This window comes from Caldalkalibacillus thermarum, assembly GCF_014644735.1.
Taxonomy (GTDB): domain Bacteria; phylum Bacillota; class Bacilli; order Caldalkalibacillales; family Caldalkalibacillaceae; genus Caldalkalibacillus; species Caldalkalibacillus thermarum.
In genome coordinates, this window is the sequence record NZ_BMKZ01000036.1 from 24,180 (window position 1) to 35,675 (window position 11,496).

8 protein-coding genes and 1 pseudogene are annotated in these 11,496 nt (G+C 42.3%); all 9 read left to right on the plus strand.

What is annotated here, in order from left to right; all coding sequences use genetic code 11:
• Position 1 precedes the first annotated feature (1 nt).
• The 9 genes and pseudogenes from IEW48_RS12875 (at position 2) to IEW48_RS12915 (ending at position 11,389) form a co-directional block, all read left to right on the plus strand.
• Positions 2-772 carry a hypothetical protein gene (locus tag IEW48_RS12875; protein ID WP_188624109.1) on the plus strand — a complete coding sequence of 257 codons (771 nt, stop codon included), beginning with the start codon at positions 2-4 and terminating at the stop codon, positions 770-772.
• A gap of 234 nt (positions 773-1,006) precedes the next feature.
• Positions 1,007-1,444 carry a DEAD/DEAH box helicase family protein gene (locus IEW48_RS17660; RefSeq protein ID WP_188624110.1) on the plus strand — a complete coding sequence of 146 codons (438 nt, stop codon included), beginning with the start codon at positions 1,007-1,009 and terminating at the stop codon, positions 1,442-1,444.
• Between the two features lie 86 nt (positions 1,445-1,530).
• The gene (locus IEW48_RS12885) at positions 1,531-2,265 is read left to right on the plus strand and encodes a hypothetical protein (protein WP_188624111.1); all 735 of its coding nucleotides are present in this window, start codon (positions 1,531-1,533) and stop codon (positions 2,263-2,265) included.
• A gap of 137 nt (positions 2,266-2,402) precedes the next feature.
• Positions 2,403-4,391: a hypothetical protein gene (locus IEW48_RS12890; protein ID WP_229704046.1), complete on the plus strand. Its 1,989-nt coding sequence runs from the start codon at positions 2,403-2,405 to the stop codon at positions 4,389-4,391.
• Positions 4,392-4,405: 14 nt separating this feature from the next.
• On the plus strand, positions 4,406-5,122 hold the full coding sequence (locus IEW48_RS12895; RefSeq protein ID WP_229704047.1) for an OmpA family protein: 717 nt from the start codon (positions 4,406-4,408) through the stop codon (positions 5,120-5,122).
• Positions 5,112-6,359, plus strand: coding sequence for an EH signature domain-containing protein (locus tag IEW48_RS12900; RefSeq protein ID WP_188624113.1), 1,248 nt, complete (start codon positions 5,112-5,114; stop codon positions 6,357-6,359). Before IEW48_RS12895 ends, IEW48_RS12900 begins: the two co-directional genes overlap by 11 nt.
• A gap of 15 nt (positions 6,360-6,374) precedes the next feature.
• Entirely contained in the window at positions 6,375-9,128 is a 2,754-nt protein-coding gene (locus tag IEW48_RS12905) for a DEAD/DEAH box helicase (protein WP_188624114.1), read from the plus strand.
• 739 nt (positions 9,129-9,867) lie between these two features.
• Positions 9,868-10,663: pseudogene (locus IEW48_RS17830) on the plus strand (DUF2357 domain-containing protein); the annotation flags it as partial.
• Positions 10,640-11,389 carry a DUF8743 domain-containing protein gene (locus tag IEW48_RS12915; RefSeq protein ID WP_503826751.1) on the plus strand — a complete coding sequence of 250 codons (750 nt, stop codon included), beginning with the start codon at positions 10,640-10,642 and terminating at the stop codon, positions 11,387-11,389. The pseudogene IEW48_RS17830 and the gene IEW48_RS12915, both read left to right, overlap by 24 nt.
• The last annotated feature ends 107 nt before the right edge of the window (positions 11,390-11,496 follow it).

Here is an 11,496-nt window from a genome sequence, read left to right on the forward strand (position 1 = left end):
GATGAAAAAGATGGTTGGCTTTGACCAAAAGGTCCAGTTACATCAATTAGACTACATGGCACGGGAATTACCCCGGACAGATCCAAAGGAACTTTATGAAAAAATGGATGACTACCTGGCTAGAGATATAGGTGGCCAAAAAGCCCGCCGGAATACCAGAACCATTATATTTAAAATATGGTGTCATGTCCCCGAAGCACATCAACCCATTCAGCAGCGGGCCATTCAACTCTTCCCCAGTCTGCCTCCTGCAGAACGTTTGCTTCTGCACTGGGGTTTAACGATTCTGGCTTATCCCTTTGTCAAAGATTTTGTCCAAGAAATGGGCTATCTGTTTCGCATGCAAGATGAAGTGTCAAGTGAACAAATCGGCCGCAGGATGAAAAGTTTGTATGGTGACCGCCGGCGTGTGGAAGTCGCTACCGGTGCAGTACTGATGTCCTTGCGCTCCTGGGGGGTTATTCATGCTCATAAACAACATAGGCATACCGTTGCCAAGATGATTCAGATTACCTCCCTTGAATTAAAACAATGGTTAACCGAAGTACTGCTCCGGGCCACCCAGTCCACGGCCATGACGATAGAAAAGATCCATGACCATCCGCTCTTTTTCCCCTTCGAATTTACGATTTCGATTGATGAACTTAAAAATGACCAGTTTTCAATTACAAGACAAGGGGGCGGTATGGTCATGGTGGGCTTAAAAAGTAGAAGGAAGAAACAAAATGCTTCTCATCAAGAGCAGGCCTCTGTCAACTCCTGCTCTCTTTAAAGTAGAGCAGAGCTTTTAAGTGCAATATATTGTTTTCCATTACACTGTCCGATAGAAATGATCGTGAGCAGGTGAGTGCGGTGATTAAAGTTGGCGATATTGTCAGGGGAGCTCAGTTTCCAGAAACGGTTTACAATATTATGCTTTCCAAGTGGATGAGCGTTTTTCAAAAGGGCGGCGTTTGGGAAATAAGAATTTAATCCCGTTGCCTCATCAGATAGAAGTGGGGCCGGGATGCTCATTAAAGAACTAAAAGCAAGGGAAAGTGTCAAGCGGATTTTAATTTTGGTTCCTCCCCTGGTATTAAAACAATGGCAAATGGAATTGGAAGAGAAGTTTGGTGATTTGGTTATTACGGATGGAACAGGTAGGGAGTTGACGGCTGAACTGTTATATTTAGCAAAAAGAGAAAATGGCACCATTATTTCTTTAGATTCCTACTGGCTGTTCCAATCTCAATTTGAGGGTGAACATATCTCGTTAAATGAGAGCCATGATCCAGAGCTTCATTCAGCTGCTGTCAAAGCCCCGCCTGATCAATTGTTACGAGCATCTATCGGCTTAGGCTTTAAGCGGGCAAGGTTGAAAAATGTGTATTCCATTTTGCGCGGGAAAGACCTGCAAACTGGAGAATTTCCAATGAGCGGCGGGAAGAACAGTTTGAGATTTTAAAAGCGGCTCACCGCCATGTGCTCAATCTGCAAAATTGGCATGAGTTCTTTAAATGTCTCATTCGGGCAGGTTATCGCAGCAGTGCGATGATCAGTTCACAAATGGGCTTGATCTATTCCTATGTTATGTTTTTAATTGGCAAAATCGATTGTAAAATGGAGCTAAACCGTTTACGTAAACTGATTGCTAAATGGTACTTTATGGTTTCCATTACCGGCAGATATACGGGTTCACCGGAGACAGTTATGGAGAGGGATCTGGCCCGTTTGAGAGGGGTTAAAGACGCAGATACCTTTGCCAAAGTACTAGAAAAAATTATTGCAGATGAGTTAACCAATGACTTCTGGAACATCTCCCTTGTCAACGATCTGGAAACCTCCTCTAGTCAAAGCCCTGCATTCTATGCCTATTATGCTGCATTAAACTTGTTGGGTGCCAAAGTATTATTCTCAGATATGAAAATCTCAGAGCTGCTTGATCCAGCGCTGCGCTCAAACAGGAGTCCCATTGAGAAACATCATCTGTTTCCAAAAAATTATCTGAAGTCGATCGGGATCACTTCAAGACGAGAGACAAACCAGGTGGCTAACTATGCTTCCGTGGAGTGGACAGATAACACCAAAATAGCCGATCAATCCCCGGCCGAATACTTTCCTAAGTATGCTCAAAAATACTCTGAAGACGAATTGAAACAAGTAATGGAATGGCATGCCTTGCCCCAAGGATGGGAACAGATGGACTACTTTACTTTCCTGGAGGAGCGCCGGAAGTTAATGAGCAAGGTGATTCGTGCTGGTTATGAGCAGTTGAATAAAGATTAGGCTATGCAATATTTGTTAAGTTCAGTTCCCCTGCTACATTAATCCCGTATGGTGGGTAAGTAGCAGGGAATTTGTCATTTTTTGTTGAATATATAAGTCTTAAGAATCTGCTGCATAAAGTCTTAGGAGGCATAAGGATGAATAGTTGGATCATCGATGTGCTAAACATTTTGATTCAAAATATGACCTTATCGGGTTATTTATATTTTATGTTGACACTATTTGCACTGGCTTTCATCGGGACTGTTATCTGGTATGGAAGGGCTAATCAGGCCCATAAGCTGATAATTGCACAGCTAAGAAGCCTAGAGTCAAACGAAGACAATGAGCTGGTATATGCAGAAAAACAGTCAGTAGTTGATAGGCAGACAGAGATGATATTTTCCCACATGCGGCAGATGAATGAATGGATTATGGACAGAAAAAGGCTCAGCAAAAAATGGCTTTTGCATCGTGAACTGATCAATGCCTGGCAAAATTATTACGAACAATTTCAAGTCCTTCAAAAAAGTGGAGAACAGTTGGTACCCGATGTTTATGATTTCTTTTTAGAAGAAAATTTTGTACATAAGTATGGCCGGCGTAAGCTTATGGAAGTAATACCTGGTATCTTTGTCTCCTTAGGGATTTTGGGAACATTTATGGGGCTTATTGCCGGACTTGATGGTCTAACGGGGCCAAACGGCCAGTTTATATCAACAGACAGTGATACCATATTAGGTGGGATTGGTAGCTTAATTAGTGGTATGACCGTCGCCTTCTATTCCTCGATTATGGGTATTATTTTGTCTCTTATTTGGCAGTTATGCGATAAATTTTTGTTTTATCCTTTTCTTGTTCATTCGTTTCACAAGTTGCGTCAAGAGTTGGATCATGCTTTTCCCACTCAAGCGGAAGAGAGCTTTTTGCAACAGATGGTGCGCAACCAAAAACAACATTTGGAAGATTTTCAAACCTTTATGTCGGAGCAATTAATCCCGCAAATGGTCTCCGGCTTTGACGAAGCTCTTAAAAGCGTATTGGAACCGCATCTACAACAAACTAATGACATGATTAAGCAAACCCTGGAACACTCCTCCCATAATCAGTTAGAGGGAATTAACGAAATGGTCGATTATTTTGTCAATTCGTTAAATGATGTGGCCGGGGACCAAATGAAACAGTTAGGGGAAACATTACAGAAAACGGTAGAATGGCAGGAGAAAGTGCATAAGGAAATGACCCAACTGGTAGAGTCCATGCAACAGGCGGCACGAGAGCAATCGTTGATGGTGGAGAAAACGACCAAGTTGACCGAACAAATTCATCAATATACGGATAAAATCACGAAGTATCAATCATCTTTAGAATCAACGGTCGCTCAGCTAAATGAAACAACAGACCGCAACAGGCAATTGCAAGATGCTATTTCTCACTTGCTGGAAAAAATGACCGCTGAGCGCAACACCTTTGATCAACTTTTTGAGAAACATATGGACAGGTTAAATCAAAACGTACAGGACATCATCGCCCAATCTGAGCAGCAGTCCGAGTTACTGGGGCATTATGAGCAGTTAATGACACAGATCAATAGCCATTTAAAGGAAGTGGCCACCACTGCAGAGGCAAATCAGCAGTTATCTGCAACATTAAGCCAGCAAGCGGAAGTAACCGCAGAGATGAGCCGCGGATTGGAATCTGTTTTAAGTGGATTTAAGGAACAAGGGGAGCAATATCAAACTTTACAAAAGCAATTAGTTGATTTGTTATCCAAGGTACAAGAAGAGAGGGATAAAGTGGCTCAAATTTCCCATGACGTTTTAAGCAGGCTTGATAAACAAATCGTAGCAATGGATGAAAGAACAGACAACTTGAGAGAGCTATGGTCATCAACGCATCAGCTCCTCAGTCAAACGAACGAGCATCTCTCTTCTTCTATGAATCAATTTGCTGAGCATATGTATCAGGGATTAGAACGTACTTTTGATCAGTTTGATCGTGAACTGTCTAAAGCCGTGCAGTATCTTCAAAACGGGATTAATGCCATGGAAGAAGTTGTTAGTGAATTACCTGATGGGGTAGAAAAGTTTGGCCTGTATATTAAAGCGCTAAATGAACAGGTTGAAAAAATTACGAAACAAGGATAGGAAGATGATGGAGCATGTCAAGGGGCTATCGCACCTTTAGACGTTTCAGAAACCAGCAGGTTGAAGAAGATCATAGCAGTTTCTGGATGTCTTACTCAGATCTAATGTCTGCATTGTTGTTAATGTTCGCCTTGTTTTTAATGGTGAGCATATTAAATAATCAGTTAGCCATAGAAGAAAAGGATCGTATGATTGAAGAAATGATCGGTGTTAAAACCAGAATTATTGAAGAATTGGTAAGTGCCTTCGAAGATTCCGACCTGGAGATGGAAGTGGATCAGCAGACTGGGGCTATCCGCTTCTCTGGCGGTGTTTTTTTTGAGACGAATAGCAGTGCTATCTCTGAAACAGGACGGGAATATCTTGAAAAATTTATACCTAAATACATCGATATCCTGCTATCTCCCCAATTCAGAGAGAATATTGCGCAAATAATTGTTGAAGGACATACCGATACAGCCGGAGGTTACTTGTACAACTTGCAGTTGTCCCAAAACAGAGCTTTATCTGTGGTACAAGAAATTTTTAAAGATGATTTTCCAAAGTTTGACTATCAAGAAGAGTTGAAAACGGTCATTACAGCTAACGGGCGTTCGTTTAGCGTGCCTATAGTGGATGAAAAAGGCAAGATCGTTGCTGATCAATCCCGAAGAGTGGAATTTAAATTTCGCCTTAAAGATGAAGAGTTGATTGAACAAATCCAAGAATTGGTGACTCAAAATGAAAGGTAAACTACGTTTTCGCCCTTTTTCTTTTTCACCGTTTAAGTTAACGGAGACCCGGAAAGTGGTAGAAAGAAGATATAAACATGCTGAAGAAGAGATCATTCTTAAGCTGAGCAAGAGACGATTGCCGGATTTATTGGATGAAATCCGAGCATTGCCCATGGATCCTGAGGTTGTTAAAGAATTTGGACGTTCCCTTTCCAAAGTCAAAATCAGGATGCTGATTTACGAATATCCTTACCATCAGGAGGAAAAAGAGACCCAGCAAAAAATCGTATTAATTTTAATGGCTGGATACAGGCGAGAAGTGGGGCGTAAAGCCTGGGATATTTTTCAGTCCCATGCGGATGATCCCTATCTCCCTAAGCTATTACAATTTATATTCCGTAAGGAGGATGCTTCTTTTCTTGGACTTGAACCCCACGCCCGGCAGCAATTGACTGACGCTTTCACTAACAAGGGAAATCCCATTGATCGCTTGGTAACACTACTTTTAGGCTCAAACCAACAAGCTGCTGATGTGCTATCAAGTTGGAAAATTAAGTCAGATACTGTACTACAGTCCCGGTTGATTAAGGAGATGTTAGTTCTTGGTTTAGCTGATGATCGGATTCTGAAACGGGAAGGCATTGTCGCTGTTAAGTCTTATTTAGAGAACATGATCCTTGAGGACTATAAAACAGTACTTAAGGTTTATCTTACTCACCGCGATTATCGACAGTTTGAGAAAGAAATTCTTGTACAGGGCCTTCAAAAGTTGGGTGACCCACGCCACAATCGGAGACCTTGGCAATTTCTCGCTGATGAAGAAATGCAAAAAGTGATCCAGTGGCTGATGCAGAATGACTTGGCAACCTTTTTTGGCAGGATTAAGGATAATGAGCGTTTTAATTATTGGAAGAAATATCTTGACTTTATGAGAGACGTGAAAGTCTTTGATGAACCGCCTGTCCTTTGTATGGACTTCGGCTCTTTCGTTGTTGTTGAATTTGGTCATTCAGGGGCCGCCTATTTCTATCATCGGGAAGGATTTTATAATGTGGTGCTGAAAAAGATTGCAGATTTACAAAGAGGCTATCGTTCTTTGCGGAGTAAAGAGTACCTTTTTAAGTATAGAGATGAGTATAGGCGGGATGGTTACAGGCTGTATATTCATCGTCTCCCCCATGCAGGATACTGGACAGGGAAATTTGATGAACACATGCAGCATTATTTAAGGGGGAATTTTAAGTATCAAAGATAAAGGAAGTTGAGGTAAATGAAAAGACTTTTTCAACGGTTGCGTAATAGAAGGATGCCCAACCCTATAAAGGTAGGTATAACACAGCTAGATAAAGGATTATATTTTAGCCTACGACGCCAAGGAGAGGCGTCCCCGCTTCACTTTCCTTTAAGGTTATCTATTGCTGAACTCCGTTCTCGACCGTCTACTATTGCTCAGCTTGAATTATTGGAGGAGCTGTGGGATAGCGGTTATCTGCAGGAAGAATCCCAATCCTATTTTCTTCATTATGATTATCTTTATGAGTTAGAACCAGAGGAGAGGGGATTATTAGGCCTACCTGAAACCCCTGTTAGTTTAGATCTAAAGCTGGAGCATGAGGGGATTATTGGCACACCTCGCTTCCGGTTTATTCTTGAAAAAGGGTATCAAGATTGGAAGCATTTGGAGCGAACGGCCAAGCAGAATGGCCCACTGATCACATTGCCAAATGGGAAGCTCATCCTGATGGATGAAGCTCAATATAAATTTGAATGTAAATTAATAAATATGCCTGATCCGAAAGACAAGGAAAACATTTTCGCATTTATTGCTGAGGTAAGAAAGCACGCTCGAGAATTGAACATCCCGATGAATTCCTATTTGGAACGACAAGAATACCTATTTGTTGATCAAATTTATGTAGATCTGGAATATAAAGACCAGACACTTCATGTTAAACCCAAATATGTTTCCGATGCTCCTATTAACGAAGATGTATTGGATGAAATGGCTAGACAAGGTAGTAGCTACGCTACGGTACCAAATCGGGAAAAAGTCTTTGTGAAACGTGAAATTGTGGATCAGGCAAAACAAATTAACCGAGTCGGCTCCATCACGGGAGCGGATATTCCTAAATTTGTTCAAAACCCGGAGTCCTTTTTGCCTGAGATCGAGTTAGATTTGGCCAAGTTTAGCGAACGGGTTAAGGAGTTAGGCATTAAGGTTTATCGGGCTCAACCTTATGTATATGCTAAGGAGACGGACCGCGGATGGTTTGATTTACAAACAGGCTTTTCCGTGGTCAACGAGGAGGGTGAAGTAACCCGAGAGTTAGGGACAGATGAAATCAAGGAATTAGTTCAAAAAGCGAGGGATGCAGGAGAAGAATTCATTGAGTGGAATGGCCAGTGGTTGAAAATCCCAGAACATGCAGATAAATTTTTGGCAGCATCAGATCAGTTGGAAGCTGAAATTGGTCAATCTAAACAAGTGGATATAAGCCGTCTCCCATATGTTTTAGAGATATACGAAAATATTAACCAACTGGAATACAATAAACCTTTATTAAATATACAGCAGGAGTTGAAGGAAAAAGGTATTTTAGATAAACAGCCGCCTGCACTATTCCAGGGTACGTTGAAGCCTTTTCAATCTGAAGGTTTTGTCTGGATGAAATCTCTTCATTTTAGAAATATCGGCGGCTTATTAGCAGATGACATGGGTTTGGGTAAGACCATCCAAGTGATTGCTTTCTTAGCCTATCTCAAGAGTAAAGAGTCGTTGCGTCCCTCATTGATCGTTGTACCCAAAACCTTAATGGACAATTGGAAGAAAGAGATGCTTAAATTTGCTCCAGACCTCACACTTTCTCTCTATACCCATCAAGGAGCAGAGCGGGTAAAACATCCAGACCTTATTAAGAGGTATGAAATCGTTTTAACGACTTATGAAACGTTGGTCAGGGATCAACTTGTGATGGGCCAAGTCGACTGGCAGGTAGTTATTTGTGATGAAGCACAAAAGATCAAAAACCCTTCAACAGCGACAGCACGGGTAATCAAAGCATTAAAATCTAAATGCAGATTGGCCCTAACGGGTACCCCGGTTGAAAACAGCCTTAGCGAATTGTGGTCAATAATGGACTTTGTCCAGCCTGGTTTATTGGGAAGTCTGAACGACTTTAGAAAAGAGTTTATCCATCCATTGGAAGAAGGTGACCAGCAAGTAAGCGAAGTTGAACAACGGCTGATTTACAAAATATCACCGGTTTATAAGCGACGAACCAAAAAAGGTGAGCTAGGAGATCAGTTGCCAAGGAAACATACTGTAACCGAAGAAGTACCACTTGGAATTGAGCAAAAACAACTATATGAGGAAATCCTTTCCTTAGTCCATAATAAAGCAATGCTCCCTATTCAAGCTATTGGGCAACTAAAAAAGCTATGTTCTCATCCAGGGCTAATAAATTCAACGTATTCATCTTTACCAGTCGATGATGTTCCAAAGCTGCAAAAAACATTGGAGATCTTAGAATTGATTAGGAGACGTGGAGAAAAGGTACTTATTTTTACTGAATACCGGATGATGCAAGCTATTCTCAAACGCCATATTATGGAAAAATTTAATATCAATCCGATGATTATTAATGGAATGACTCGAGGCAGACAAGTGGTGGTAGATGAGTTTAATGCTAAACCTGGTTTTGATGTCCTCATCCTTTCACCAAAAGCAGCCGGTACAGGGCTAACGATAACTGCGGCCAATCATGTGATCCATTATACCCGGTGGTGGAATCCTGCGGTAGAAAATCAAGCGACAGACCGTGCTTACCGAATTGGTCAAGAGAAGGATGTAACCGTCTACTATCCAATTGTCAAAGATAAAGAGGGATTCCTAAGTAGGGGGACCGTAGAGGAAATCGTCCATAGGATTATCAATGAAAAAATAGAATTGGCTAATAGTGTGATTGTGCCTAGTAATAAACTAGGCATCGAAGAGGAAGTATTAGAAGCAATGGCGCTACATTAGATTCGGAAAGACTATTTCAGGCCTACTTAACTTTTGTTAATCAAACGGAGGCATAGCATATGATCTTACCCCAAGAATTACAGTCCATTTTCCGGCATAAGCAAGTGTCATATAAGATGGTTCTTATCCTTGCACTCCTAGAATCAGTCGATGAAAACGGTCAAGCACTGCTAGACCAGGTTACCGATAGGTTTAGAGCTTTTTATCTAAAAAGGGCGAGTGATGAGAAGACGGTAGAAGCTCCAGATAAAGCAGTCTTTCATGTTGAATCTCTAACGATTGATAAAGCAAAATCTCTAATCCTTGACGCTCCCTATCAAGCATTAAAATCTATCTTAATAAAAACCACCACAGAAGGAAGAATCTATCTTGGGTTTAAACGGGATATATGGGAAAAACTAGACAACGAAAAAAGGGTGGCGTTGAGAAAGTTGGCTGAAGATGAGCTTCAAAAGTATTATGCGGCCATATCTTCTTTTTCTTTACGTTTCGCTTTGCACAAAATAAGGTGTATCATTTTGATCCACAGGCATCAACTGTGGATAAACTGGTACCCTATACCGGTCCTGATGTGTATCCGGTCTTCTATGAAAACCAGGATTATGAGCTCATTATCCACGTTAAGGAACCGGGATTGTCCATCACCTTTGAGCATGACAATCCCACGCTGAAACGGGCTGTTACCAAGGTAAAAGGGGTGTCCCAGCTATGGACCGGACACCTTAATTTTCGTAATGAGGTGGGTTATACGGAGTTCAGGATCTTGGCTGGCCATTTCTTGTTACTGAAGGTCACTATTGAGATTTTTCCCTCCAAAATGGATTACCGCCGGGATTATATGAACCTCTTACAGGGGGTTAACCAAACCGTTTATCTATGATTTTTTACGCAAAACGTTTCATACGATGGGTCTCTTTGAGGGTCAAAATCCGAGCAAGGCAGAGTTTTTTGCTATCTTGCAGACCATTTTGAACCAATTAATACAGGCGGTAGAACGAATTGAGCTGCACCCCCATACCAAGTTGGAGCGCGAGGAAATGATTCGGCCGGCAGACAGGGTGCGTAAGGCGTCCCTGCGCAATCACCGCTGGCTGGGAAGGAAACCCCATCTTTTACAGCCCCATGACCAGGGGATTCTGCGTGTGTATGGTCAGACCTATGATCCCTTGTGGTTAAAAGAAGAGCGCAAGCGGCCCTCCTTTGATACAATGGAAAACCGCTTTTTGAAATGGATGTTGCTGCAATTGATTGGCCAGCTCAACAATTTTGAACAGGAGTACCGCAAGGCGTTCACCAGCCGTGAACAGGAAGAAGGTTCACAAGTGACCTGCAAGTTTGTGTTTGATGCTAAATACCGTTTGAACCCTGCCTTGCCGGGCAGTGATTACCACCACAAATACGGACAACCTGGGCCAGAAGAGGATGATATTAACACCATGCATCGTTATCGGGATGCCATTATTGCCCAGGACCAGAGTCGGGAAGGGGATGGGGCAGGTTATCGGCGTCTGATGTATGGGGCCTATGTATTGTTTCCTTACCGGGATGAAGCGTGTTACCGGAAGCACCCCTTTTATCGCAGTATAGACACTGTCAACATCGGTGGACTTCCCTTTTTGCCTGGAACGACCAGTTTGGTAGAAAAGTTGTTGGAACAGTTGATCACAGAAACAGCGGAAGCATCATTTGAACGGGCCACACCGGTTCAGGGCATGGAAGAGTTTTTTACCAGGAAAAAAGCAATCCTCAATGTTCTGGTGGGCTCGTTACGGCGGCCTTCAGCTGTCACTGGCTATGATCAGCTTTCACTGTGCTTGCGACACCGCTTTTACCATATTCCGCTAGAGAACGTCAAACACCATTTGAGCCATATTGAATATGTGGCTTTGTATCAACAAAAGCGTTATTATCCGCCAGGCGGCATTATCTATTACGGTAAAGTGAAGGATTTTCAAATTGTGAGGCGTCGGGAGATGAAAGAACTTCCACGACGCTATCAGCGGGATGTACGACTATATGTCCGTTTTAATGTGGAAGTCTGGAAGAAAAGGAAACAGCCGATTGAACCAAGGGGTTACGGGGGTTCATCCCATTTATTCACCACCTGGGAGCTGTTCAAGAAAGCGGTAGAACTCCCAGAACTGACATTAAAAAACGAGGCACAGTATCGTTTGTGGCGGGAACTGCGCCGGGTAGATCAAAACGTACGCATAAATTTGCCACGGCAATGGGCTGATCAGATAAAGGAGCATTCCCGTTAGGAGCTTTTCCGGGGACTTGATCAAAAAAAGCCCTCTTGGTATGATGCAGGGGTGTCAACCACATCACTCACCATACCAAGGAGGACTTCAGATGAATTGTACACAAA

Bases quoted from the DNA above. Each gene is read 5' to 3' on its own strand.
- IEW48_RS12905 (WP_188624114.1), top strand. From the start codon at position 6,375: ATGAAAAGACTTTTTCAACGGTTGCGTAATAGAAGGATGCCCAACCCT.
- IEW48_RS12875 (WP_188624109.1), top strand. From the start codon at position 2: ATGAAAAAGATGGTTGGCTTTGACCAAAAGGTCCAGTTACATCAATTA.
- IEW48_RS12890 (WP_229704046.1), top strand. From the start codon at position 2,403: ATGAATAGTTGGATCATCGATGTGCTAAACATTTTGATTCAAAATATG.
- IEW48_RS12895 (WP_229704047.1), top strand. From the start codon at position 4,406: ATGTCAAGGGGCTATCGCACCTTTAGACGTTTCAGAAACCAGCAGGTT.
- IEW48_RS17660 (WP_188624110.1), top strand. From the start codon at position 1,007: ATGCTCATTAAAGAACTAAAAGCAAGGGAAAGTGTCAAGCGGATTTTA.
- IEW48_RS12900 (WP_188624113.1), top strand. From the start codon at position 5,112: ATGAAAGGTAAACTACGTTTTCGCCCTTTTTCTTTTTCACCGTTTAAG.
- IEW48_RS12885 (WP_188624111.1), top strand. From the start codon at position 1,531: ATGATCAGTTCACAAATGGGCTTGATCTATTCCTATGTTATGTTTTTA.
- IEW48_RS12915 (WP_503826751.1), top strand. From the start codon at position 10,640: ATGTATGGGGCCTATGTATTGTTTCCTTACCGGGATGAAGCGTGTTAC.